This window comes from Enterobacter sp. V89_11, assembly GCF_029967775.1.
GTDB lineage: Bacteria > Pseudomonadota > Gammaproteobacteria > Enterobacterales > Enterobacteriaceae > Enterobacter > Enterobacter ludwigii.
The window spans coordinates 1-24,573 of the sequence record NZ_JASCAN010000027.1; the positions used below are offsets into that span (position 1 = coordinate 1).

21 protein-coding genes are annotated in these 24,573 nt (G+C 53.5%); 8 read left to right on the forward strand and 13 right to left on the reverse strand.

Annotated features, from left to right (window positions below; translation table 11 throughout):
* Window positions 1–71 precede the first annotated feature (71 nt).
* On the reverse strand, window positions 72–575 hold the full coding sequence (mobB, locus tag QLG09_RS20920) for a molybdopterin-guanine dinucleotide biosynthesis protein MobB (RefSeq protein ID WP_049021811.1): 504 nt from the start codon (window positions 573–575) through the stop codon (window positions 72–74).
* A complete protein-coding gene (gene mobA / locus QLG09_RS20925) occupies window positions 572–1,156 on the reverse strand; it encodes a molybdenum cofactor guanylyltransferase MobA (RefSeq protein WP_040018312.1) in 585 nt (194 codons plus the stop codon). The genes mobB and mobA overlap by 4 nt, the downstream gene beginning before the upstream one ends.
* A gap of 68 nt (window positions 1,157–1,224) precedes the next feature.
* On the opposite strand from mobA, the gene QLG09_RS20930 reads away from it, so the two are divergent.
* The 3 genes from QLG09_RS20930 (at window position 1,225) to dsbA (ending at window position 3,207) form a co-directional block, all read left to right on the forward strand.
* Window positions 1,225–1,494 (forward strand): YihD family protein, encoded by a 270-nt coding sequence (locus QLG09_RS20930; RefSeq protein WP_010436801.1) that lies wholly within the window; start codon window positions 1,225–1,227, stop codon window positions 1,492–1,494.
* A gap of 75 nt (window positions 1,495–1,569) precedes the next feature.
* The gene (locus tag QLG09_RS20935; protein WP_282489359.1) at window positions 1,570–2,556 is read left to right on the forward strand and encodes a serine/threonine protein kinase; all 987 of its coding nucleotides are present in this window, start codon (window positions 1,570–1,572) and stop codon (window positions 2,554–2,556) included.
* A gap of 27 nt (window positions 2,557–2,583) precedes the next feature.
* Window positions 2,584–3,207 (forward strand): thiol:disulfide interchange protein DsbA, encoded by a 624-nt coding sequence (gene dsbA / locus QLG09_RS20940; protein ID WP_020883990.1) that lies wholly within the window; start codon window positions 2,584–2,586, stop codon window positions 3,205–3,207.
* Between the two features lie 24 nt (window positions 3,208–3,231).
* Here dsbA and QLG09_RS20945 read toward each other — a convergent pair whose 3' ends face one another.
* Window positions 3,232–4,083, reverse strand: coding sequence for an acyltransferase (locus QLG09_RS20945; protein ID WP_229216791.1), 852 nt, complete (start codon window positions 4,081–4,083; stop codon window positions 3,232–3,234).
* On the opposite strand from QLG09_RS20945, the gene QLG09_RS20950 reads away from it, so the two are divergent.
* Entirely contained in the window at window positions 3,980–4,258 is a 279-nt protein-coding gene (locus tag QLG09_RS20950; protein ID WP_226864116.1) for a hypothetical protein, read from the forward strand. The genes QLG09_RS20945 and QLG09_RS20950 overlap by 104 nt on opposite strands.
* Before the next feature lie 322 nt (window positions 4,259–4,580).
* Complete coding sequence (gene polA, locus QLG09_RS20955) at window positions 4,581–7,373, forward strand: DNA polymerase I (protein WP_032679270.1); 2,793 nt, start codon at window positions 4,581–4,583, stop codon at window positions 7,371–7,373.
* Window positions 7,374–7,685: 312 nt separating this feature from the next.
* Here polA and yihA read toward each other — a convergent pair whose 3' ends face one another.
* Window positions 7,686–8,315: a ribosome biogenesis GTP-binding protein YihA/YsxC gene (gene yihA / locus QLG09_RS20960; RefSeq protein ID WP_014172255.1), complete on the reverse strand. Its 630-nt coding sequence runs from the start codon at window positions 8,313–8,315 to the stop codon at window positions 7,686–7,688.
* 578 nt (window positions 8,316–8,893) lie between these two features.
* Here yihA and yihI point away from each other — a divergent pair.
* A complete protein-coding gene (gene yihI / locus QLG09_RS20965) occupies window positions 8,894–9,409 on the forward strand; it encodes a Der GTPase-activating protein YihI (RefSeq protein WP_014172254.1) in 516 nt (171 codons plus the stop codon).
* A 188-nt stretch (window positions 9,410–9,597) separates the two neighbouring features.
* The gene (gene hemN / locus QLG09_RS20970) at window positions 9,598–10,971 is read left to right on the forward strand and encodes an oxygen-independent coproporphyrinogen III oxidase (protein WP_050737758.1); all 1,374 of its coding nucleotides are present in this window, start codon (window positions 9,598–9,600) and stop codon (window positions 10,969–10,971) included.
* A 64-nt stretch (window positions 10,972–11,035) separates the two neighbouring features.
* Here hemN and QLG09_RS20975 read toward each other — a convergent pair whose 3' ends face one another.
* The 4 genes from QLG09_RS20975 to glnA all read right to left on the reverse strand — a co-directional run bounded on the left by QLG09_RS20975 (window position 11,036) and on the right by glnA (window position 15,325).
* Window positions 11,036–11,146 carry a YshB family small membrane protein gene (locus QLG09_RS20975; protein WP_032670298.1) on the reverse strand — a complete coding sequence of 37 codons (111 nt, stop codon included), beginning with the start codon at window positions 11,144–11,146 and terminating at the stop codon, window positions 11,036–11,038.
* A gap of 110 nt (window positions 11,147–11,256) precedes the next feature.
* Complete coding sequence (gene glnG / locus QLG09_RS20980; RefSeq protein ID WP_282489360.1) at window positions 11,257–12,669, reverse strand: nitrogen regulation protein NR(I); 1,413 nt, start codon at window positions 12,667–12,669, stop codon at window positions 11,257–11,259.
* 11 nt (window positions 12,670–12,680) lie between these two features.
* The gene (gene glnL / locus QLG09_RS20985; RefSeq protein WP_014172250.1) at window positions 12,681–13,730 is read right to left on the reverse strand and encodes a nitrogen regulation protein NR(II); all 1,050 of its coding nucleotides are present in this window, start codon (window positions 13,728–13,730) and stop codon (window positions 12,681–12,683) included.
* 185 nt (window positions 13,731–13,915) lie between these two features.
* Window positions 13,916–15,325, reverse strand: coding sequence for a glutamate--ammonia ligase (gene glnA, locus QLG09_RS20990; RefSeq protein ID WP_014172249.1), 1,410 nt, complete (start codon window positions 15,323–15,325; stop codon window positions 13,916–13,918).
* 387 nt (window positions 15,326–15,712) lie between these two features.
* Here glnA and typA point away from each other — a divergent pair, with 387 nt between their 5' ends.
* The gene (typA, locus tag QLG09_RS20995) at window positions 15,713–17,536 is read left to right on the forward strand and encodes a ribosome-dependent GTPase TypA (RefSeq protein WP_014172248.1); all 1,824 of its coding nucleotides are present in this window, start codon (window positions 15,713–15,715) and stop codon (window positions 17,534–17,536) included.
* An 83-nt stretch (window positions 17,537–17,619) separates the two neighbouring features.
* On the opposite strand, the gene ompL is transcribed toward typA, so the two are convergent.
* The 5 genes from ompL to yihS form a co-directional block, all read right to left on the reverse strand.
* Window positions 17,620–18,306, reverse strand: a complete 687-nt coding sequence (gene ompL / locus QLG09_RS21000) for a porin OmpL (RefSeq protein WP_020883984.1) — start codon at window positions 18,304–18,306, stop codon at window positions 17,620–17,622.
* 74 nt (window positions 18,307–18,380) lie between these two features.
* Window positions 18,381–19,805 carry an MFS transporter gene (locus QLG09_RS21005; protein ID WP_020883983.1) on the reverse strand — a complete coding sequence of 475 codons (1,425 nt, stop codon included), beginning with the start codon at window positions 19,803–19,805 and terminating at the stop codon, window positions 18,381–18,383.
* Window positions 19,806–19,848: 43 nt separating this feature from the next.
* Window positions 19,849–21,231 carry an MFS transporter gene (locus QLG09_RS21010; RefSeq protein ID WP_020883982.1) on the reverse strand — a complete coding sequence of 461 codons (1,383 nt, stop codon included), beginning with the start codon at window positions 21,229–21,231 and terminating at the stop codon, window positions 19,849–19,851.
* Window positions 21,232–21,276: 45 nt separating this feature from the next.
* Window positions 21,277–23,301 carry an alpha-glucosidase gene (locus tag QLG09_RS21015; RefSeq protein WP_049021824.1) on the reverse strand — a complete coding sequence of 675 codons (2,025 nt, stop codon included), beginning with the start codon at window positions 23,299–23,301 and terminating at the stop codon, window positions 21,277–21,279.
* Window positions 23,302–23,317: 16 nt separating this feature from the next.
* Entirely contained in the window at window positions 23,318–24,559 is a 1,242-nt protein-coding gene (yihS, locus tag QLG09_RS21020) for a sulfoquinovose isomerase (protein WP_049021826.1), read from the reverse strand.
* Window positions 24,560–24,573: the final 14 nt, after the last annotated feature.

A 24,573-nucleotide genomic window follows, 5' to 3' on the forward strand; every position in this document is an offset into this window, starting at 1 on the left:
ATTAAAAGAACCCCGTACCGTATGGTGCGGGGTTTTTTGCTTTGGGTTTTTCCCGCTCATCAAAGAGAGCATCAGACAGCACACCAATTCAAAATAAACGCGGCGATCTCCTCAACGTTATTCAAATCCAGTACCGGTTTCTCCAGATCCAGGGCTACGTCACTGGCGACTGCAATCACATGCTCATCGAGCGTCAGCTCGTGAACATCATGCCCGGCATGGTTTCTGAACAGCAGGATCTTTGCCACCGCGTCATGCTTAAACCCCTCAACCAGCACCAGATCCAGAGTAGAGTGATCCATCCGACTAACCAGATACATGAGATCCAGCGGCGCTTCATCCGGTGTTTCAGTCATCAATGCCCAGCGCTGATCACTCGCCACCATCGTTTGGGCTGCACCTGCCTTACGCAGCTCATAGCTGTCTTTTCCCGGCTTATCGACATCCATATTGTGATGCGTATGCTTAATTAATCCGGGGCGAACACCTTTAGCGCAAAGCGCAGGGATCAGTTTTTTCAGCAGCGTCGTTTTCCCGGTACCACTCCAGGCTGAAATGGCCAAAACAGGTATCATTTTTTCTCCTGCATCATCTGCAAATCTTCTGTGGTATTGACGTTCATAAACGCCGACTTAAAATCGCTAAAATCGACGGGATGGCCGCCTGACTGGCGCATAAAAGCCATCACCCTGCGCTCTCCTGCCGTCAGGTACTCCTGTAACGCCGTAACTAACGAACGGTGGATCAACGCAACAGCAGGGTGGTCACGCTCACCATCATGGGCCCAGACAACGGGTGCGCTACCACGAAGCCGTACCATGCGTTCGACAAGACAAGACGGAATAAACGGGGTATCACACGGACAGAAGATAAACCACTCTCCGTGCGACTGCTGCATAACCGAAAGCATACCGGCCAGCGGCCCGGGGTAATTCTCCTGGATATCCTCGTAAACGGGATACCCGCTACGCTGATAAACATCTCTATGCCTGTTAGCGCTGATGGCCATTGTCATGACCTGGCCCGCAAGCGTATCAGCGACATGCTGCCAGAGTGGCTTACCGTTAAGGAGCTGAAGACCTTTATCTTTCCCCCCCATTCGGGTTGCCTTGCCACCCGCCAGAACAACGCCGATTATTTGCTGCCCATGATTCATGAATATCGCCTCTTTTATTGTGGGATTGACCCTGCTAACGTGTCACTCTCAATGAAAGGAGCACCACCATGAAATGTAAACGTCTGAATGAAGTCATTGAACTCCTCCAGCCGGCCTGGCAAAAAGAGCCAGAGCTTAATCTGATGCAATTTTTACAGAAACTGGCGAAAGAGTCAGGTTTTGACGGCGAACTGACAGACCTTTCTGACGATATCCTGATCTACCATCTCAAAATGCGCGACTCTGCCAAAGACGCTGTTATTCCTGGTATTCAGAAAGATTATGAGGAAGATTTTAAAACCGCGTTGCTGCGCGCACGTGGCGTAATTAAAGAGTAAAAGCTTGTAAGCGGCGGCACCGAAATCGCCACAAGATGATATCCTGAATCATTCGTATAATTTCCGGATGATCGGATGAACGACCAGGCTTTTACTTTCCAGACATTACACCCGGATACCATTATGGATGCGCTGTTTGAACAGGGTATTCGGGTGGATTCCGGGCTAACCCCCTTAAATAGCTACGAAAACCGCGTCTATCAGTTTCAGGACGAGGATCGTCAGCGCTTTGTCGTAAAGTTCTATCGCCCACAACGTTGGTCCGCAGAACAAATTCAGGAAGAGCACCAGTTTTCTCACGATCTGCTGGATGATGATGTTCCCGTTGCCGCGCCGCTTAAATTTAATAACCAAACGCTGCTCACCCACGAAGGGTTTTACTATGCTGTATTCCCAAGCCTGGGGGGCCGCCAGTTTGAAGCGGATAATACCGATCAGATGGAGTGGGTTGCCCGATATCTGGGACGCATTCACCAGACGGGACGCAAAGAAGACTTTATTGCCCGTCCGACAATCGGTATTCAGGAATACCTGCTTGAACCTCGTCAGGTATTTGAAACCTCGGCGCTAATCCCCAAAGCGCTTAAGGATAATTTCCTCAACGCGACCGATAAACTTATTGATGCGGTGAAAACCTGCTGGCGCGATGATATTTCCGTTCTGCGTCTGCATGGCGATTGTCACGCTGGTAATATTCTCTGGCGTGATGGCCCGCTGTTCGTCGATCTCGATGATGCACGTATGGGGCCAGCGGTTCAGGACCTGTGGATGCTGCTCAATGGCGATAAAGCTGAGCAACGGATGCAGCTTGAAACGATTATTGAGGCCTATGAAGAGTTTAGCCCTTTTAATTCAGACGAAATTGTCCTGATTGAACCTTTACGCGCGATGCGTTTTGTTTATTATCTCGCATGGTTAATCAGGCGTTGGGACGATCCTGCATTTCCCCGTAATTTCCCGTGGCTTACCGGAGAGGATTACTGGCGCAGCCAGATATCCACATTTACTGAGCAGGTTAAGGTTCTTAAGGAGCCCCCTCTGCAATTAACGCCGATGTATTAATTGGACACACCCAGGAGAGAGTTAATCATGAAAAAAATTTGGCTGGCGCTGGCAGGTATGATTCTGGCATTTAGCGCTTCTGCTGCGCAGTTTACCGACGGCAAACAGTATACGACGCTGGAAAAGCCAGTCGCTGGCGAGCCACAGGTTCTGGAGTTCTTCTCGTTCTATTGCCCACATTGCTATCAGTTCGAGCAGGTGCTGCATGTTTCCGATAACGTGAAGAAAAAGCTGCCAGAAGGCACCAAAATGACCAAGTATCACGTTGAGTTCCTGGGCCCATTGGGTAAAGACCTGACTCAGGCGTGGGCGGTAGCTATCGCGCTGGGCGTGGAAGATAAGATCACTGCACCAATGTTTGAAGCAGTCCAGAAAACCCAGACAGTTCAGACGACTGCAGATATCCGTAAAGTCTTCGTGGATGCCGGTGTGAAAGGTGAAGAATACGACGCGGCATGGAACAGCTTTGTGGTGAAATCTCTGGTAGCCCAGCAGGAAAAAGCCGCCGCAGACCTTCAGTTGCAGGGCGTTCCGGCGATGTATGTTAACGGCAAATATCAGCTGAACACGCAGGGCATGGACACCAGCAGCATGGATATCTTCGTACAGCAGTACGCGGATACCGTGAAATATCTGGTCGAGAAGAAGTAAGAGCAATAAAGAAAAAAACGCCGGTCACTGACCGGCGTTTTTGTATGAAGATTTAATCTTTTCTATCTGTTCATCTTTCTCATTCCAGAGCGTATTCAGCCAACGCTGGAAAAGACGTTTGAAATTCTTATCGTTAACGTAATCCCCGTGCAACCCGTCATCAACCGGCACCAGCTCGATGCGTACAACGATCCGCGTCAGCTTGCCGCTGAGCATATCGAAGAACGGTGTCCTGTCGTTTTCCGGATAGCAGAGCGTGACGTTGAGTAATTTATCGAACTGCGCGCCCAACACGTTAAGCGCCATCGCAATGCCCGCAGCCTTGGGCGGCAGCAGGTGCTGATAAGGAGAGCGAGTTTGTTGACGCTTCTCTTCCGTAAAGCGCGAGCCTTCCACGAAGTTCACAATGGTTGTCGGATGCGCGCGAAATTTTTCGCAGGAACGGCGCGTGGTTTCCACATCTTTACCACGACGCTCCGGATGACGAAGCAAATAGCTGCGCGAATAGCGTTTCATAAACGGCATATCGAGCGCCCAGCAGGCCAGACCGATAAAAGGCACCCAGGCGAGCTGCTGTTTCAGGAAGTATTTGTTCATCGGGATATGTTTGCGGAAAAGCACGCATAACACCACGATGTCTGCCCAGCTGTGGTGGTTGCAGATAAGCAGGTACCAGTTCTTTTTGTTGAGGCCTTCAAGCCCTTCCACATCCCACTTCAGGTGTGGGTTCAGGTACAACAGGAACGCCAGTCCTTCACACCAGCAGTACATCATGAAATTACAAAATGCGGATACGGCTCGCCATACCACGGGCACGGGCAGCAGCAACTTAATGATGCCGGCAACAATGATCGGCACAGAACAGGCGACAGTCACCAGAATAGTTAAAATGATGCTTAAAGGTAATGTTATTGCTGCGAGCAATCTCGACATGATGAGCTTTTTCAGATGGTTAGCTGTAAGTGAGCGGCCGGCTATCCGGTGCAGGGCGCTGATTTTATCAGAAATCAGACAAAATAAGGGTGCTTTCATGCCAGGCGTTGCGGGATAACGCCTGGGAGCAGAAGATTTCGCTATAACGGCATGCGGCCCTGGGCTTATATCCACATAGACTAAATTGTCATCAATTGGCCATAAAGATCAAATGAAACATAATAACTCTATGATATATAGCATCTATTTATTATGAGGTATGTACTTTTAGCGTCTGTTATTCCTGTGACGTAAAAGTATGCACAAACTTATCCACAGATTTATTTTTGCGAGCGATCCTCACGATCGCAAAATCTTTTCCTGTATCTGGTGCTAATAACTGATGTTTTCATCCTTCTGTGGCATCCTTTACGCATAAATTGATTAAAGGCACGGACATTATGGTTCAGATCCCAGAAAACCCTCTTATTCTCGTCGACGGCTCTTCTTACCTGTATCGGGCGTACCATGCGTTTCCTCCTCTGACCAATAGCGCAGGGGAACCTACCGGCGCAATGTACGGCGTGCTAAACATGCTGCGCAGCCTGATCCTTCAGTACCAGCCAACCCATGCGGCAGTGGTGTTTGATGCGAAAGGTAAAACCTTCCGCGACGAGCTTTTTGAGCATTACAAATCTCACCGTCCGCCAATGCCTGACGATCTGCGTGCGCAGATTGAACCGCTGCACGCGATGGTAAAAGCGATGGGCTTGCCGCTGCTGGCCGTCTCTGGGGTCGAAGCCGATGACGTAATAGGTACGCTGGCACGTGAAGCAGAAAAAATGGGTCGTCCGGTACTGATCAGTACAGGGGATAAAGATATGGCGCAGCTGGTAACGCCAGGTATCACCCTGATTAACACCATGACCAACACCATCCTGGGGCCTGAAGAGGTGGTTACAAAATATGGCGTGCCGCCAGAGCTGATTATCGACTTCCTCGCGCTGATGGGCGACTCCTCGGATAACATCCCAGGTGTACCTGGCGTGGGTGAAAAGACCGCCCAGGCGCTGCTTCAGGGATTGGGCGGGCTGGATACGCTATACGCGGAGCCGGACAAAATCGCCGGGCTCTCCTTCCGTGGTGCAAAAACCATGGCCGGAAAGCTGGAAGAGAACAAAGAGGTGGCTTATCTCTCCTATAAGCTGGCAACCATTAAAACCGATGTTGAACTGGAACTGGGTTGTGAGCAGCTGGAAGTGCAGCAGCCTTCCGCAGACGAACTGCTAAGCCTGTTTAAGAAATACGAATTCAAGCGCTGGACCACTGACGTGGAAGCCGGTAAATGGCTGCAGGCAAAAGGGGCCAAACCTGCCGCTAAGCCAAAGGAGACGATTGTCGTTGATGCCGAAGAGCTGGCAGAAGAAGAGGCCATCGCGCTCTCTTTCGACAATTACGAAACCCTCCTTGAAGAGTCACAGCTGGTGGCGTGGATTGAGAAACTCAAAAAAGCGCCGTTCTTTGCCTTCGACACGGAAACCGACAGCCTCGATAACATCTCGGCCAATATGGTCGGCCTGTCATTTGCGACGGAGCCGGGAATGGCGGCCTATGTGCCCGTTGCACATGATTACCTCGATGCACCTGATCAGATCCCGCGTGAGCGTGTGCTGGAGCTGCTTAAGCCGATTCTGGAAGATGACAAGGCGCTTAAGGTTGGGCAAAACCTCAAATATGATCGCGGCATTCTGCAAAACTATGGCATTGAGCTGCGCGGCATTGCGTTCGATACCATGCTGGAATCTTACATTCTCGACAGCGTGGCGGGTCGTCATGATATGGACTCCTTATCCGACCGTTGGCTCAAGCATAAGACCATTACCTTTGAAGAGATTGCCGGAAAAGGTAAAAACCAGCTCACCTTCAATCAGATTGCCCTGGAAGAAGCGGGTCGCTACGCGGCCGAAGACGCCGATGTCACGCTGCAACTGCACCTGAAGATGTGGCCAAAACTGCAGAAGCACGAAGGTCCGCTGAACGTGTTCCAGCACATTGAGATGCCGCTGGTACCTGTGCTCTCGCGCATTGAGCGCAACGGCGTAAAAATTGATCCGACGGTGCTGCATAACCACTCCGGAGAACTGGCGCAGCGGTTGACCGAGCTTGAGCAGAAGGCGCATGAGCTTGCCGGCGAACCGTTTAACCTTTCGTCTCCGAAACAGCTTCAGACCATCCTGTTTGAAAAACAGGGAATTAAGCCGCTGAAGAAAACCCCTGGCGGCGCGCCATCAACGTCTGAAGAAGTGCTTGAGGAACTGGCGCTGGATTACCCGCTGCCAAAAGTGATTCTCCAGTACCGTGGTCTGGCGAAGCTGAAGTCTACCTATACCGATAAACTTCCGCTGATGATCAACCCTAAAACGGGCCGCGTGCATACCTCGTATCATCAGGCTGTGGCGGCGACCGGTCGTCTCTCCTCGACCGATCCAAACCTGCAGAACATCCCGGTACGCAATGAAGAAGGCCGTCGTATCCGTCAGGCGTTTATCGCGCCAGACGACTACCTGATCGTCTCGGCCGACTACTCGCAAATTGAGCTGCGTATTATGGCGCACCTGTCACGCGACAAGGGGCTGCTGACGGCCTTTGCGGAAGGAAAGGATATCCACCGTGCAACGGCGGCTGAAGTCTTTGGGCTGCCGCTGGACAGCGTGACTCACGAGCAACGTCGCAGTGCGAAGGCGATCAACTTCGGTCTGATCTACGGCATGAGCGCCTTTGGCCTTTCGCGCCAGCTCAACATTCCGCGTAAAGAGTCGCAGAAGTATATGGATCTCTACTTCGAGCGTTATCCGGGCGTGCTGGAATATATGGAACGCACCCGTGCGCAGGCGAAGGAGAAAGGCTACGTCGAAACCCTGGATGGTCGTCGCCTTTATCTGCCGGACATCAAATCAAGCAACGCCGCGCGTCGTGCCGGTGCAGAACGTGCTGCCATCAACGCCCCGATGCAGGGGACGGCGGCAGATATTATTAAGCGCGCGATGATTGCGGTTGATGCCTGGCTGGAAAAAGAGAAGCCACGCGTGAAGATGATCATGCAGGTACACGATGAACTGGTATTCGAAGTCCACAAAGATGATCTGGACACCGTGTCGAAGAAGATCCACGAACTGATGGAAAGCAGCATGACGCTTGACGTGCCGTTGCTGGTGGAAGTGGGCAGCGGTGAAAACTGGGATCAAGCTCACTAAGGGTTCTGCCAATAACGCGCTTTTTATGTAAGTTAGCAACATAACAAAGTGCGTTTTGTGACGATCATTAGAATTCCCTATGTAAAGAATGAAAAAAAACTACAAAAAGTGCTTTTTCTACAGCAAAAAAAGGGGTAGAGTTATTCGCGTAGGGTACAGAGGTAAGATGTTCTATCTTTCAGACCTTTTACTTCACGTAATCGGATTTGGCTGAATATTTTAGCCGCCCCAGTCAGTAATGACTGGGGCGTTTTTTATTGCGGCAAAGAAAAATCCAGGCAAAAAAAAGCGCGGACATCGCCGCGCTCGGTATTACTCTTCTTCCGCTTCCGTCGCGGGTTCCAGCTCGTTGAACCAGCTATCGAGCTTCTGACGCAGCTTGTCGACACCCTGCTTTTTCAGCGAGGAGAACGGCTCCACCTGTACGTCGCCGTTAAAAGCCAGCACCGCTTCGCGAACCATATTCACCTGCGCTTTACGCGCGCCGCTCGCCAGTTTATCCGCTTTAGTCAGCAGTACCAGCACGGCTATCTCACTTGAGACAGCCCAGTCGATCATCTGCTGATCGAGATCTTTCAGGGGATGGCGGATATCCATCAGCACCACCAGACCTTTCAGGCACTGGCGTTTTTCCAGGTATTCACCCAGCGCACGCTGCCATTTGATCTTCATCTCTTCCGGTACTTGCGCGTAACCATATCCCGGTAAGTCGACAAGGCGTTTGCCTTCTGCCACTTCAAACAGGTTAATCAGCTGAGTACGGCCAGGTGTTTTTGAGGTACGCGCCAGGCTCTTCTGATTGGTCAGCGTATTCAGGGCGCTGGATTTCCCCGCGTTAGAGCGGCCAGCAAAAGCCACTTCAATGCCAGTATCAGAAGGAAGGTGGCGGATATCGGGCGCACTGGTGACAAAATGCGTCTGTTGGTAGTTCCAGGTAGTCACGTGGTCGTCTCCAAAATCGTAATCTGAGGGGGATTATACCTGAATGCCGACAAAAGACTTTTTTGATTGCACAGTGCCTGTAGGTTAAAACCCTGGCGGTTGTGAGAGATCGGCTATGAATATTATGGGAGATTTCAGAGAATTCGCAGGCGTTAAAAAAGCCAAATTGTTTTAAATCATAAGCTTATTCTCGGGTAATTATCTGAAAATCCGTTTTTGTGCCGTTTCGTTGCTTGTCAGTTTAACTGAACAGGGTAAAGTGTGCGTCAGGGCGAGGAAGCCAACAGGAAACAGACTTAAGGATTAGGGTCAGGAGCGCCAGGAGGCGAAGACGCAGGATTGTCAGGATGACCAACGCCTGGAGGCGTTTTAACAGGAAACGGAACCGTATCACGGACGGTATTAGCCAAGGGATAAACAGGGTTTGTTGTTGGCAAACACGGAATGTCTGACCCGTTAAGGGTTGTGAGTCAGGAAAAAAGGCGACAGATTGCTCTGTCGCCTTTTTTCTTTGCTTGCTTTCTGCTAGATTTCGCCGCAATTCTATACTGAAGAAAACGACTTAAAGATAAAACATCATGAAAAAACCGACCTCCGCTGCGGGCGCTAAACGCCCTGCAAAAGCACACCGCAAAACGCGCGAAGAACTGAACCAGGAATCGCGCGATCGCAAACGCGATAAAAAACATCGCGGTCATGCTGCGGGTAGCCGTGCAAACGGTGGTGATGCTTCTGGCGCTTCTGCGAAAAACAAGCAGCAGAAAGACCCACGTATTGGCAGTAAAACACCTGTTCCACTGGGCGTGACAGACACCCCGGTCACTAAGCAGCACAAACCAAAGAGCGAGAAACCTATGCTTTCACCGCAGGCTGAGCTGGATTTGCTGGAGAACGATGAGCGCCTGGACGCGCTGCTGGAACGTCTTGAAGAGGGTGAAACCCTGACCGCCGAAGAGCAGTCATGGGTTGATGCCAAACTGGACCGCATTGATGAGCTGATGCAGAAGCTGGGTCTGTCTTACGACGATGACGAAGATGAAGAAGAAGACGAAAAGCAGGAAGATATGATGCGTCTTCTGAAGGGTGGAAACTAACATTTGCATCCGGCAGGGACGATAGTCCTGCTAATAACCCTTCCGGTTATATGTTATCTGGTGTGGTTATTCGTTAAACTACGGCGGTTGTCGCGGCGACAGAAGTGGCTGCGCACCCGAGTGATGGCCCGCGATGGGGCCAGAACGGGCCGCCGTATGCGAACGCGACACCAACGGAAGGAGTGAGCATGTCTGTACCAACTATCGACTGGGATTTGGCCCTAATCCAGAAATATAACTATTCCGGGCCGCGTTATACGTCATACCCCACCGCGCTGGAGTTCTCCGATAGTTTCGGCGAAGCGGCGTTTCAGCAGGCTGTCGCGCGCTACCCCGAGCGTCCGCTGTCGCTCTATGTCCATATTCCGTTCTGCCACAAGCTCTGCTACTTCTGCGGCTGCAATAAAATCGTTACCCGTCAGCAACATAAAGCCGATCAGTATCTGGATGCGCTGGAGCAGGAGATTCTGCACCGTGCCCCGCTGTTTGCCGGCCGTCACGTCAGCCAGCTTCACTGGGGTGGGGGGACGCCAACGTATCTGAATAAAGCGCAGATCAGCCGTTTAATGACGCTCCTGCGCAACAACTTCCGTTTTAACGACGATGCTGAAATCTCGATCGAGGTCGATCCGCGCGAAATTGAGCTGGATGTACTGGATCACTTACGCGCTGAAGGTTTCAATCGCCTGAGCATGGGCGTGCAGGACTTCAACAAAGAGGTGCAGCGGCTGGTGAACCGTGAGCAGGATGAAGAGTTTATCTTTGCCTTACTCAACCATGCCCGCGATATCGGCTTTACGTCGACCAATATCGACCTGATTTACGGCCTGCCTAAGCAAACGCCGGAGAGCTTCGCCTTCACGCTGAAACGCGTGGCCGAACTCAACCCGGACCGCCTGAGCGTCTTTAACTATGCGCATCTGCCGACGCTGTTTGCCGCTCAGCGCAAAATCAAAGATGCCGACCTGCCTTCTGCCCAACAGAAGCTGGATATTCTGCAGGAAACCATCGCCTCGCTGACCGAAGCCGGTTATCAGTTCATCGGTATGGATCACTTTGCTCGTCCGGATGACGAGCTGGCTATTGCCCAGCGCGAAGGCGTACTGCACCGAAATTTCCAGGGCTACACCACCCAGGGCGACACCGATTTGCTGGGGATGGGCGTCTCCGCCATCAGCATGATCGGTGACTGCTACGCGCAGAACCAGAAAGAGCTGAAGCTTTACTATCAGCAGGTAGATGACGCGGGCAACGCGCTGTGGCGCGGTATCGCGTTAACGCGCGATGACTGCATCCGTCGTGACGTGATTAAGGCGCTCATCTGTAACTTCCGTCTTGATTTCAGCGAGGTGGAAGCGCAGTGGGATCTGCATTTCAGCGATTACTTTGCTGATGACCTGAAGCTGTTAGCGCCTCTGGCAAAAGACGGGCTGGTGGATGTTTCAGAACGTGCAATTGACGTGACACCCAAAGGGCGCCTGTTGATTCGTAATATCTGCATGTGCTTCGACGCCTATCTGCGTCAGAAAGCGCGTCTGCAGCAGTTCTCACGCGTCATTTAAGACGTGCCAACATATTTGGCCGGGTAAGGCGAAGCCGCTACCCGGCTTTTTTGTTAGCGACTCTCTAGCTAAACAGCCCAACCAGCGCCGCGCACAGCACAGCAGCAACGGCTGTTTGTGGCGTGTGGCTTTCAGCTGCTCCACTTGAGAGCATATTCACTAATGTTTCCAGCATGATGATCACCCTCACTTTCCGGGCACGATCATACAAAAATCATTGATACAGTAAAGCGCAAAATAGCAGCAATTTGCGCTCAATTAATAACCTTTACACAAGGGTAAAGATCACTCCATGCCAAGCTCTTTCAGCTTACGCGTCAGGGTATTACGTCCCCATCCCAGCAGGCGTGCCGCTTCCTGCTTATGGCCCTGTGTATGGCGGAGTGCGGTGGTCAACAGCGTGCGCTCCATCTCGGGCTGGGCTTCAGACAGCAAGTTTTGATGACCGGAACGCAGCGCGCGATCGGCCCACTGTGCCAGCAGCGTCGCCCAGCTGTCCGGCAATGCATTTCCGGTGCTGCTTTCTGGCGCAGTCGCTTCAAACAGTTCAGCCGGTAAATCCTGAATCAGGACTTCCTGTCCGGCGGCCATTACGGTCAACCAGCGACAGGTGTTTTCCAGCTGACGCACGTTGCCCGGCCACGCCAGGCGGGTGAGGGCGGCATCGGTTTCCGGGTGCAACTGCTTGGCTTCCACGCCCAGCTCACGGGCAGCGACCTGCAGAAAATGACGCGCCAGGCGGGGAATATCTTCACGGCGTTCACGTAGCGGTGGCAAATGAACGCGGATCACGTTCAGGCGATGGAATAAATCCTCACGGAATTTACCTTCCTGGACGCGCTGCTCCAGATTCTGGTGCGTCGCGGCAATAATGCGTACATCGACCTTCACCGGCGCATAGCCACCTACGCGATAAAACTGTCCGTCGGCCAACACGCGCAGCAGACGGGTCTGGACATCCAGCGGCATATCGCCGATTTCATCCAGAAAGAGTGTTCCACCATCAGCCTGCTCGAAGCGACCCTGGCGAATGGTATTCGCGCCGGTAAAAGCCCCTTTCTCATGGCCAAACAGTTCGGATTCAATTAAATCCTTTGGGATGGCGGCCATATTCAGGGCGATAAACGGTGCTTTTGCCCGCGGGCTGTGGCGATGTAAGGCATGCGCTACCAGCTCTTTACCGGTTCCCGATTCACCGTTAATCAGTACGCTGATGGACGAGCGTGACAGACGGCCAATGATACGAAACACATCCTGCATGGCCGGCGCTTCGCCAATGATGTCCGTCGTGGGCCCGAAGTCAGGCGTGTGACGAGGCTGCTGCTGCTCCTGGTAGTGGCTGATCGCGCGCTCAACCAGGGCGACCGCTTCGTCGATATCAAACGGTTTGGGCAGGTAATCGAACGCCCCTTGCTGATAGGCGCTCACCGCGGCGTCCAGGTCGGAATGCGCCGTCATTATGATGACCGGAAGCATAGGATGGCGTTGTTTGATCTGCTTTAAAAGCGCCAGCCCGTCCATTCCCGGCATGCGAATATCCGAAAGCAGCACATCCGGCGTTTTGGTGGTGAGTGCGTCGAGCACTTCGCTGCCGCTCTCAAACGTCGTGCAGCTTAATCCTGCCCCTGTGAGCGCGCGTTCAAGCACCCAACGGATGGAGCTATCGTCATCGACTACCCAGACTATCCCTCGTTGCATAAACGTCACCTTTATTTTTTAATCGGCAGGAAAACCGAAAACTCGGTATGTCCCGGCCAACTGGTAAATTCAATTTTTCCAGAGTGTTGATCGATCAAACTACGGGCAATGGATAACCCCAGGCCGGTACCGCCTTCGCGACCGCTGACCATCGGGTAGAACAGGGTGTCCTGAAGATGCGACGGAATACCCGGCCCGTTGTCCTCAACGTCGATGCGGGCAGCCAGACGATAGCGCACGCCGTGCAGTGTGAGCTGGAACGCGGTGCGGGTGCGCAAAATAATTTCGCCCCCTTCCGGCCCCAGTGCCTGCAGGGCATTACGCACAATATTCAGCAAGACCTGCTCAATCTGGTCCGGGTCGTGCGCCAGTTCCGGCAGGCTTGGGTCGTAATCACGGACCAGCGTGACGTTCTCCGGCAGCTCCATTGAGACGAGTTTCACAACCCGCTCAGCCACTTTATGAATACTTTCTGAAACATGCATGCCGGGCTGTTGCGGCCCGAGCAGACGGTCAACCAGGTTACGCAGGCGGTCTGCCTGCTCAATGATGACGTTGGTGTACTCCGCCAGCGCAGGGTCGGGCAGCGCTTTGGTCAGGAGTTGTGCCGCCCCGCGTAAGCCACCCAGCGGGTTCTTGATTTCATGCGCCAGGCCTCGCACCAGGTCACGGGCGGCAATTTGCTGAGCATGCTGAAGTTGTTCCTGGCTTAGGCGGCGCTGATTATCCATCGGCGCCATTTCAAGCAGGATCAGTCCTTCAGGAAGCCGTTGTGCGGTAAGCGATAAAATATGTGAGCGCCCGTCGATCACCAGCGTGACTTCGTTATCGGTAAAGCCCTGACCGGCCTGCAGACTTTCCTGCATCAGGCCAATATTCAGCGAGAAATAGCTCAATAATTCCGGAAGCGGGGTGCCAAACAGTTTGCGTGAGCTCTGGGCGAGCAGCTGCTGCGCCGCCGGGTTGGCGTAATGTACGGCCAGCTCGTCGTCGACCAGCAAAATACTGTTAATCAAAGAATTGAGGATCTGCCCAGCATCGGGCAGCGTGCCAGTTGCCATTCAGCAGTCTCCTGGTGTTGGTTGCACTAATTTAGTGCAGTATAGCTTTTTCGTCGTAAAAAGCGCGTGAGATCAGTTTGTTGGTGGAGAAAAAAGCCCATCCGGAGATGGGCTGAAAGTTTCCACGGCAACAAATAAAAGCTTGTGAGATCGCGCGTAAAAGGGCGCGCGAAACTCATTGAAACTTAAACGCTGTAGTACAGTTCGAACTCAACCGGGTGTGGCGTCATACGCACACGGTCGTTCTCTTCAGTACGCAGGGCGATGTAAGCATCGATAGCGTCGTCAGTGAACACGCCACCCGCAGTCAGGAACTCGCGGTCCGCGTCCAGCGCCTGCAGGGCTTCTTCCAGAGAGCCTGCAACCTGTGGGATCTCTTTCGCTTCTTCTGGCGGCAGGTCGTACAGGTTTTTGTCCATGGCTTCGCCTGGGTGGATCTTGTTCTTGATACCGTCCAGACCCGCCATCAGCAGTGCTGCGAAGCACAGGTATGGGTTAGCAGCTGGATCCGGGAAGCGAACTTCGATACGACGCGCTTTAGGAGACGCTACCACAGGGATACGGATAGAAGCAGAACGGTTACGCGCAGAGTACGCCAGCATTACCGGTGCTTCGTAGCCTGGGACCAGACGCTTGTAGGAGTTAGTGGTTGGGTTCGCCAGGGCGTTGATCGCTTTAGCGTGTTTGATTACGCCGCCAATGTAATACAGAGCCTGCTCAGACAGACCGGCATATTTGTCGCCAGAGAACAGGTTGGTTCCGTTCTTGGACAGAGACATGTGGCAGTGCATACCGGAACCGTTATCGCCAAACATTGGTTTTGGCATGAAGGTCGCGGTTTTACCGAAACGGTGCGCAACGTTGTGCACAACGTATTTGTAGATCTGAATTTCGTCTGCTTTTTTGGTCATGGTGTTGAAGCGGGTTGCCACTTCGTTCTGACCCGCAGTCGCCACTTCGTGGTGGTGAGCTTCAACCACCAGGCCCATCTCTTCCATCACCAGACACATGGTGGAACGGATGTCCTGAGCGGAGTCGACCGGAGGAACCGGGAAGTAACCGCCTTTAACGCCAGGACGGTGACCTTTGTTACCACCTTCGTATTTGGTGGAGGAGTTCCATGCACCTTCGATATCGTCGATGGCAACGTGGGAGCCAGAAATAGAGGCACCGAAACGGATGTCATCAAACAGGAAGAATTCTGGCTCTGGCCCGAACAGTACGGTGTCTGCGATACCGGTTGAACGCAGGTACTCTTCAGCGCGTTTCGCGATGGAGCGTGGGTCGCGGTCGTAGCCCTGCAGTGTGCCTGGCTCGAGGATGTCGCAACGGATGATCAGGGTTGGTTCTTCGAAGAACGGATCAATGACCGCAGTGGAAGCGTCAGGCATCAGAACCATGTCAGATTCGTTGATACCTTTCCAGCCGCCAATGGAGGAGCCGTCAAACATTTTGCCTTCTTCAAAGAATTCGGCGTTTACCTGATGAGCAGGAATAGTGACGTGCTGTTCTTTACCTTTGGTATCGGTGAAGCGCAGATCAACAAACTTCACTTCATGTTCGTTCAGCATCGTCAAAACGTGTTCAGCGGACATACTTAACTCTCCAGATTGGTCATTGTCGTCGTGGTAACGAGGTCTTCAATTTCTGTCTTGGGCTGGCTGTGTGCCATTTTTTTGCCGTATTTTTATAAAGCGAAATCTGTGCCAACTTTTAAAACACCCCAAAAAGGCGTTATCATGCGCACCATAGTGCAAAAGTGCTGCACCACAATGGTTATGTTGCACCAGTATAGTGCTTCAGTGTGAACACTGAGCACCATATTGGTGCAATTTTCGTTAAAGTGCCCTTTTTACGCTCCGTGAAAGCGATCACAAAGCATCTCTGCAATACTTGTTTGCGGGGGATGTTTGTGATCCTGTTTTGTAGTGCGATTAATCCGTGTACAATAACGCGCTATTTCTAATGCCTGAGGCAAAGTTGTGATCGAAAATTTGCGTAACATCGCCATCATCGCGCACGTCGACCATGGTAAAACCACCCTGGTTGATAAGCTGCTGCAGCAGTCCGGTACGTTTGATGCTCGTGCCGAAACTCAAGAGCGTGTGATGGACTCCAACGATTTGGAGAAAGAGCGTGGGATTACTATCCTCGCGAAAAACACCGCTATCAAATGGAATGACTACCGTATCAACATCGTTGATACCCCAGGGCACGCCGACTTCGGTGGTGAAGTTGAGCGCGTGATGTCCATGGTGGATTCCGTGCTGCTGGTGGTTGACGCATTTGACGGCCCAATGCCGCAAACGCGCTTCGTGACCAAAAAAGCATTTGCCCATGGCCTGAAACCTATTGTTGTTATCAACAAGGTTGACCGTCCGGGCGCGCGTCCTGACTGGGTTGTTGATCAGGTGTTCGACCTGTTCGTTAACCTCGACGCGACCGACGAGCAGCTGGACTTCCCTATCATTTACGCTTCGGCGCTGAATGGTATCGCGGGTCTGGATCACGAAAATATGGCGGAAGACATGACTCCGCTGTATCAGGCGATTGTCGATCACGTACCGGCTCCGGATGTTGATCTTGATGGTCCGCTGCAGATGCAGATCTCCCAGCTGGACTACAACAACTACGTTGGCGTTATCGGTATCGGCCGCATCAAACGCGGTAAAGTGAAGCCGAACCAGCAGGTTACTATCATCGATAGCGAAGGCAAAACCCGTAACGGTAAAGTGGGCAAAGTGCTGACTCACCTGGGTCTGGAGCGTATCGACAGCGAACTGGCTGAAGCGGGCGACATCATCGCGATTACCGGTCTGGGCGAGCTGAACATCTCTGACACCATCTGCGACCCGCAGAATGTGGAAGCGCTGCCAGCCCTGTCTGTTGATGAACCAACGGTAACCATGTTCTTCAACGTCAACACCTCTCCGTTCTGTGGCAAAGAAGGTAAATTCGTTACCTCTCGTCAGATCCTTGACCGCCTGAACAAAGAGCTGGTGCACAACGTTGCGCTGCGCGTTGAAGAAACTCAGGATGCTGACGCATTCCGCGTTTCTGGTCGTGGTGAGCTGCACCTGTCAGTTCTGATCGAAAACATGCGTCGTGAAGGTTTCGAAATGGCGGTTTCCCGTCCGAAAGTTATCTTCCGCGAAATCGACGGCCGTAAACAAGAGCCGTTCGAGAACGTAACGCTGGACGTTGAAGAGCAGCATCAGGGTTCTGTTATGCAGGCTCTGGGTGAGCGTAAAGGCGACCTGAAAAACATGAATCCAGATGGCAAAGGCCGCGTACGTCTCGACTACGTGATCCCAAGCCGTGGTCTGATCGGTTTCCGTTCAGAGTTCATGACCATGACGTCCGGTACCGGTCTGCTGTACTCCACCTTCAGCCACTACGACGACGTTCGTCCAGGTGAAGTTGGTCAGCGTAACAACGGCGTTCTGATCTCCAACGGTCAGGGTAAAGCGGTTGCGTTTGCGCTGTTCGGTCTGCAGGATCGCGGTAAGCTGTTCCTGGGTCACGGTGCTGAAGTTTATGAAGGCCAGATCATCGGTATTCACAGTCGTTCTAACGACCTGACTGTAAACTGCCTGACCGGTAAGAAACTGACCAACATGCGTGCGTCCGGTACTGACGAAGCAACGGTTCTGGTTCCACCGATCAAGATGACCCTGGAGCAAGCTCTGGAGTTCATCGATGACGACGAACTGGTAGAAGTGACCCCACTGTCTATCCGTATCCGTAAACGTCACCTGACCGAGAACGATCGTAAACGTGCAATGCGCGGTGCGAAAGAAGAGTAATACGGTCAATCCGTAGGCCGGGTAAGCGCATGCGCCACCCGGCACGTAAAAAGCCGCTGAGCGATCAGCGGCTTTTTTTATTATCAGAACGAATACCTTAACCCCAGGCGGATACGGTACTGCTCGCGGTTGTAATCATTCCATCTGTCCAGCCACTGGAGCTCGAGATAGGGCAGCCAGTTTTTATCGATTTTATAGCTAAATTTGTGAGTGATTTCCCAGTGATGGTCTTTGCCATTTTTGCTGTGGTAATCGTTCACGCGCTGGAAAAAATGCGGTTCAAAGGTATAGAAAAACGCATCCGTGACCTTGAAATTCCAGTAGTTAGCGAATTCGTGGGTGTCGTTTTTATCCATCTGGCCATTGTAGTCCGGCGTATCGTAATTGTTGTGGTTATAGCGATAGCGGAAGGTCAGGTTAAACCAGTCGAGAAATTTATAATTGGTATCCAGATAGATAGCGCCTCCGGACCCGGCGCTGCTGTCATTCAGTAAACCGCCAGGCTGAAAGGTGAGTTTATCGGTCGGTTTAAAAAGCGGATACCACCCTTCAATTTCGTTATAGCTGTGCTTAAGCTCGTCCCATTTGCCCACGTTATAGGCGTTAGTGAACATCAGCCCCGCGCCCTTATCGAAGTTATAGCCAGCACGCAGGATCACTTCGTGCAGTTCAGAGGCCGTATTATAGGCTTCGCGCGTTTCGACATAGGCGCCGGCAACTGCCGAGCAGGACACAGACGACACAACCAGTGCAGTAACGATTCTTTTCATAATCAGTCCATGTATGAGGTACAGAAAGGCCCCCCTCCTGTTACACAGGAAGGGAATCAGGGCCGGATTTATTGTTATAAAGTGACTGCTGACGCTTTATTGTTGGTGGTTAACTCAGGGGGTTTTGCGGGTTGTTTTTTCCGTTTTCCAATCTCCTCAATAATAAAGGCGAAGCGTGCTTCGTTGAGTTTATAAAAGAGTCCCATGGTTATCGCGGCAACGATCGCCAGGCCGCACGGCCAGAGAAAAATTAGCTGACGGAGCCCCAGTAGCGTGCCCGCACTCTGCACGGCGTGTGGAATGTAGCCAATCTGCGTCAACATAATGCCCGGCAGGAAACCGGCGAGGGCGGCGGAGATTTTGCGCGAGAAGGTATAACCGGTATAAACCGACCCTTCGGCGCGAATGCCTGTTTTCCACTCGCCATAATCCACGGTATCGGGCACCAGCGCCCAGTTGAGGCTGTTTACGAATGCCGTACCGAAAAAGGCCATGCAGGAAAAGAGTACAAAGAGCAGGGAACTGGTTCCCCAGAGGAAGTTCATTACGTCGCCCACGGCCCACAGCGTCAGCCCGCCAAGGTAGACCGGCTTCTTGCCGAAGCGCTTAACCGCGCCAGGCACCAGAAACACGCCAACCAGAATGCAGCCCATACTGAAAAAACCCATCCACGACAGCAGATGCAGATCGTTTAGCACGTACTGGGTGTAGTAGACCTGGATCGCCAGTTTGATATTAAACGCGGCGAGGGTGCAGAGGTTGGCGATACACAACACCAGCAACGGCGGGTTGCGGAAAATGGCACAGAAGGATTTCAGGATGCCAGGCTTATGATGATCGGGCGTGACCTCCACATAGCGCTCTTTCACACCGCTGTAGCACCACCACATGCAGAACAGACCGCCGGTGACGAACACCAGTGCGGCCACCAGATAGCCGAGGGAGGGCTGGCTGACAAACAGCGCCTGGATTGGCATAAACCCCACGGTGCAGAGCAATAACCCAACCGTTGCGCCGCCCTGGCGCCAGGCCGCAAGCTGTGCCCGCTCGTTCGGATTTTTAGTGATGGCGGGAACCATCGCGCCGTAAGAGCAGTTCATCAGGCTATAACAGAGGCCAAACATCATGAAGAGCAGGGTGGCAATAGCGGTTTTCACCGTCAGGCTAAAATCGGTGGCCACAAACTGCGCCGTGGCCACCAGGGCAACCGGCACCGAGGCATAAAGAATAAACGGCCTGAATTTGCCTCTGGCACCGATGTTACGCCGCGAATCCAGCAACACCCCGGTCAGCATATCGGTGAATGCGGTAAAGAACTTCGCCACCAGGAAAATAATGCCGCCATAAAAAGCGGGCATGCCCAGTTCATCAGTATAAAACTTCAGCAGATACAGCGTGCCAATACAGAGCATCAGGTTAGAGCCAAAATCGCCCATCCCGTAGGCGCACTTTTCGCGCAGGCTCAGCTTCAGGGTTAACGGATCACTCTTGTGTGTCATGGTCGATCCTCACAGCGCCCCGCAGGGCGCTCTCTCAAGTCAGTTATGCTGTACGTTTGCGCAGTTCAATTTCTTCCACGATGCGCACATACATCTTCTCGTTGAGGTTGTAGAAACAGCCCATCGCCACGATGGTGATGACGGCCAGCAGACTGGGGTAGATAAATATCAGCTGCCGCAGCCCTTCAACCGTTCCGGCGGATTGCACCACGTTTGGCACATAGCCGATTTGCGTGAGCATGATGCCGGGGAAGAAGCCGGCCAGCGCCTGTGAGACCTTCCGGAAGAAGGTAAAGCCGGTATAGACCGTCCCTTCGGATCGCACGCCGGTGCGCCACTCGCCGTACTCCACGGTATCGGACACCAGCGCCCAGTTGAGGCTGTTCACGAAGGCTGAGCCGAAGAAGGCCAGACAGGAGAACGCCACAAAGCTCACCGAACCACCGCCAAAGAAGTAGTTGAGCAGGTCGCCTGCCACCCAAATCAGCAGCCCGCTGATATAGACCTTTTTCTTGCCGAAGCGACGCACCGCGCCGGGCATCATAAAGACGCCGATGAAAATGCAGCCCATGCTGAAAAAGCCCATATAGGACAACAGAATAGGGTCGTTCAGCACGTACTGCGTGTAGTAAACCTGAATGGCGAGCTTGACGTTAAAGGCCCCCAGCGTGCACAGGTTGGCGATGCAGAGAATAAACAGCGGTCGGTTACCGGCGATGGCGCGAAACGACTGCAGCAGGCCGGGCTTCTGGGCTGGATTGGCGGGCTGCATCTCAACGTAACGCTCGGTCACACCCTTATAGCACCACCACATAAAGAACAGCCCGAACAGCGAGAAGAGGGTCGCGGCAAAGATATACCCAAGCTGGTCATTGCCTTCAATCAGGTTCATTACCGGCACAAACCCGACGGTACAGAGCAGCAGGCCAAGCGTGGCGCCGCCCTGACGCCAGGCGGCCAGCGAAGCGCGCTCGTCCGGGTTTTTGGTAATGGCCGGCACCATCGCACCGTAGGAGCAGTTCATCATGCTGAAGAACAGGCCGTAAAGCATGAACAGCACGGTTGCCATCACCGTTTTGCCGGTGATTTCAAACGGCGTGCCGACAAAGTTTGCGATGGCCAGTAACGTCACCGGGAACGCCGCATACAGCACGAACGGGCGGAATTTGCCCTTAGGACCGATCTTGCGTCGGGAATCGAGCATGATACCCGTGCCCATATCGGTGAAGGCGGTGAAGAACTTGGCAATCAGGAAGATGATCCCGCCGTAGGTACCAGGCAGGCCAAGAACGTCGGTGTAGAACTTCAGCAGATACAACGTGCCGATATCCAGAAGGATGTTAGAGCCGAGATCGCCCATCCCGTAGGCGAGTTTCTCTTTAAACGGCAGGCGTAGCGTTGCCGGATCGGAAGCGTGTTGACGCATTATTGTTCTCCATCTGCCCGCAGGTTTCCCTGCGGGCGAGCCTTATCAGATATGACGTAAGGTGCTAAACAGGTCTGCCCATTCGCTTTGCTGGCGATAAAACACCGGCGGTTTGCCGAGCGGAGCGTCAACGGTGATGTCACCGCCCTCATGCGTTTCACCCGTCCAGGCATTCACCCAGGTGTCCTCAGGCAAATAGAGCGTCCAGTCACGACGGCCTTCTTCATGGACCGGTGCCACCAGCAGATCGCGGCCAAACAGATACTGGTATTTCAGCGTGTAGCTGCGCGCATCGTTTTCGTAATGCAGGAACAGCGGGCGCATCACCGGCAGTCCGCTTTTCGCATTCTGCGCAACGGCGGCTTTGGTGTAGGGCTTCAGGGTAGTGAAGACGGTCGTCATACGCGCAAAGTGGGCGATGGTTTCGCCGTCGCCATCAAACTGCCAGTTATCGCCAGGGCGGTTGCCCTCGTGGGTACGCATCATCGGTGTGAAGGCGCTGAAGTCGCACCAGCGCAGCAGCAGCTCTTTGCTGCGTTTCATCTCAAACAGCGTGGTATAACCGCCGATGTCGCTGTGATGCAGCCCGTGCCCGGTCATTGCCAGTGAGAGTGCCGCAGGAACCACTGACGCCAGGCCGTCGTCCAGGCTCCAGTCGACGTTCTGATCGCCGGCCCACATCATCACCGAGTGTTTCTGGCTGCCGGTATAACCCGCGCGCATAAAGAACAGGATCTCGCCGAGCTTGCCGGTCTCTTCCAGCGCCTCGTAGTTACATTTCGCCCATAGCGCAGGCCAGGCGTTGTGCATGATTTCCGCGCTCACGCCGTTGTGCAGGAAGGTATCAGTCGGCAAATATTCACCAAAATCAGCCATCCAGCCGCCACAGCCCAGCGCTATCAGGTTCTTTTTGATGACCTCTTTGTACCAGTCGTAGGCTTCCGGATTCGTCAGGTCGATAACGCCCGCGTAGAACTCGCCGAACTCGACGTGATAGTCCTGCCCGTCGGCGTTTTTGGTCAGATAACCGCGTTTCGCCGCCTCTTCACAGAGGTCTCTGTCGCTGGCCACGTAAGGGTTGATATAGGAGAGGAACTGCACGCCCTCCTGCTTCCACTGCGGGATACGTGTATCCAGCTGCGGATACAGATCGCTGTTCCACTTCCAGTTCCACATCACGCGTTTGCCAAAGGAGGTCATCCGGATGCCGGACCAGTCCTGCGCCCAGATACCGTTCACCTTCACACCGCCGTTGCGCATGGTGTCGAGCTTTTGCTGGCACACGTCGGTGCCGCCCTGAACGCCCAGCGTTACCCCGTCGTAAACCCAGTCCGGCAGTTCGGGCTGACGGCCCAGTAACCCGGTCAGTTTTTCCAGCAGATCGACATACGTTTGCGCACATTCGAAGCGCAGCGTGGCGTTATCTTCCCAGAAGGCCAGCTCGTGGAACCCCGGCGCGCTGAAGTCGAAATTCATATAACAGCTGTTATCCACGTGGCAGTAGTACTTCTGGGTACTCACAAAGGTGGGTTGCGGGAAGAAGGTCCAGTAGTAATCGCCGCCCGCGTTCTCTTTGCAGTCTGCCTGCCAGGTGACGTAGGTCTGCTTATTACGGCCCACGCCCTGCTCGCTGGTCCACAACGGGAACGGCTTGCCGCGCAGGTCGAAGTAGGAGAACTGCTCTCCGCAACCATAGATATGATCCTCGGGCTGGGCCGCCAGCCGCAGCCAGATGCGGTTATGGCTGGTGGCATCATTTTTGAGTTTCAGCTCCAGGCGTCCTTCGGCATCCACACCCACGAGTAGCGTGGCGCTGACGGCGTCACCCCGGGTAAAGCGAATCGCCCAGCCCGCATTTTGCGGCGCGACGGTGGCCTCGGTCAGGGCAATTTTTTCGTTGAGTTTGTCTTTGATGCTGAAGTTGCCGCGAAACATCTCGATGTCGGCTTCACCTGCGCCGATCCACAGGCACGGGGTGTCGGCGGTGTGGGACAGAATCAGACGATCCTGCCAACTCAGGGTGAAACCATGTTCACTGCTTTTAAGAATAATATTGTGTAGGGTACGCATAAGATCTCCGTTTTTATTATTTGGCCTGGCTATCCAGTAATCCGGCGGCAACGGCCGGGGCTAACCCTGGCGCCAGCGGTAAGCGAGGGATCACCAGGCAATGCAGCAGATGATAAATATCCTGCTTGCCGTCCCAGACTTTGGTGGTCACTTCGTTATGGATATCCAGCTCCTGCCACCATGAACCGTTCTCGTAGTCGATCAGGTATTTGATGCAGTAATCCCACCATTTCTGATACCAGGCTTCGTACTGCGCCTCGCCGGTGACGGTATAGAGCGCATAGGCCGTTCCCATCGCTTCGACAATTGGCCAGCGCACGCGCTCGCGAACGATGGGTTTACCGTCCCAGCCAACGGAATAGACAAAACCGTCGGCACCATCGGGTGCCCAGGCGTCGCGGATTGTGGCGTGGAACAAGCCTTTTGCATCTTCCAGCAGCCATGCGGGGGGTGTTTCAAAACGCGCTTCCAGCGCAGCGCGCAGGTGCAGCATCAGGCGGCCCCACTCGATCCAGTGGCCTGGCGTACCGCCGTAGGCGCGAAAACGGTGAGCGGGGTTATCAATGTTGTAATCGCGGATGGGGTTCCACTGCGTATCGAAATGCTCATTAACCCGGTACTCGCCCTTACGTGCCACGTCGTGAATGATCACCGAAGCAATGCGCAGGGCGCGGTCGAGCCATTTACGGTCATGCGTCACGTCATACACAATCAGGAAGGCTTCGACAGCGTGCATATTGGCGTTGCCACCACGGTACTCTTCGGTTTTGCTGAAGGCCTCATCCCAGGATTCCAGGCACATCTGTTCCTGTTCGCTCCAGAAATAACGCTCAATCACCTCGATGGCATCGTCCAGTAACTTGCGAGCCTGCGGATGGCCGGTGGTGACGGCGCTGGCCGCGCCCAGCAAAACAAAGAAGTGCTGATAGCCCTGCTTGGAGGCATCCATAACGCCTTCATCGTTAATACAGGCGTACCAGCCGCCATATTGCGGGTCATGCAGCGGACCATTCAGGGCGTTGATGCCATGCTCTACCAGGGCATATGCGCCGGGACGCCCCATGTTTGCCGCCACGGCATAAACGTGCAGCATACGGGCGGTAATCCACAGATGCGTGCCCATATCGCTGCGCACCTGACCGTTATTGCCCAGCCAGCCAAAGCCGGTCGGCACGGCGGCGTTTTTACCGAAATCGAGAATGCGGTCAGTCTCTTGTTCAAGCCAGCGGTTATGGCTCAGGGTGTTAAACCATTTCATGTTCGGGTCCTTTC

Coding starts and splice junctions, on each gene's coding strand:
- mobB (WP_049021811.1), bottom strand. CDS start 575: ATGATACCTGTTTTGGCCATTTCAGCCTGGAGTGGTACCGGGAAAACG.
- mobA (WP_040018312.1), bottom strand. CDS start 1,156: ATGAATCATGGGCAGCAAATAATCGGCGTTGTTCTGGCGGGTGGCAAG.
- QLG09_RS20930 (WP_010436801.1), top strand. CDS start 1,225: ATGAAATGTAAACGTCTGAATGAAGTCATTGAACTCCTCCAGCCGGCC.
- QLG09_RS20935 (WP_282489359.1), top strand. CDS start 1,570: ATGAACGACCAGGCTTTTACTTTCCAGACATTACACCCGGATACCATT.
- dsbA (WP_020883990.1), top strand. CDS start 2,584: ATGAAAAAAATTTGGCTGGCGCTGGCAGGTATGATTCTGGCATTTAGC.
- QLG09_RS20950 (WP_226864116.1), top strand. CDS start 3,980: ATGAAATTACAAAATGCGGATACGGCTCGCCATACCACGGGCACGGGC.
- polA (WP_032679270.1), top strand. CDS start 4,581: ATGGTTCAGATCCCAGAAAACCCTCTTATTCTCGTCGACGGCTCTTCT.
- yihI (WP_014172254.1), top strand. CDS start 8,894: ATGAAAAAACCGACCTCCGCTGCGGGCGCTAAACGCCCTGCAAAAGCA.
- hemN (WP_050737758.1), top strand. CDS start 9,598: ATGTCTGTACCAACTATCGACTGGGATTTGGCCCTAATCCAGAAATAT.
- QLG09_RS20975 (WP_032670298.1), bottom strand. CDS start 11,146: ATGCTGGAAACATTAGTGAATATGCTCTCAAGTGGAGCAGCTGAAAGC.
- glnG (WP_282489360.1), bottom strand. CDS start 12,669: ATGCAACGAGGGATAGTCTGGGTAGTCGATGACGATAGCTCCATCCGT.
- glnL (WP_014172250.1), bottom strand. CDS start 13,730: ATGGCAACTGGCACGCTGCCCGATGCTGGGCAGATCCTCAATTCTTTG.
- glnA (WP_014172249.1), bottom strand. CDS start 15,325: ATGTCCGCTGAACACGTTTTGACGATGCTGAACGAACATGAAGTGAAG.
- ompL (WP_020883984.1), bottom strand. CDS start 18,306: ATGAAAAGAATCGTTACTGCACTGGTTGTGTCGTCTGTGTCCTGCTCG.
- QLG09_RS21005 (WP_020883983.1), bottom strand. CDS start 19,805: ATGACACACAAGAGTGATCCGTTAACCCTGAAGCTGAGCCTGCGCGAA.
- QLG09_RS21010 (WP_020883982.1), bottom strand. CDS start 21,231: ATGCGTCAACACGCTTCCGATCCGGCAACGCTACGCCTGCCGTTTAAA.
- QLG09_RS21015 (WP_049021824.1), bottom strand. CDS start 23,301: ATGCGTACCCTACACAATATTATTCTTAAAAGCAGTGAACATGGTTTC.
- yihS (WP_049021826.1), bottom strand. CDS start 24,559: ATGAAATGGTTTAACACCCTGAGCCATAACCGCTGGCTTGAACAAGAG.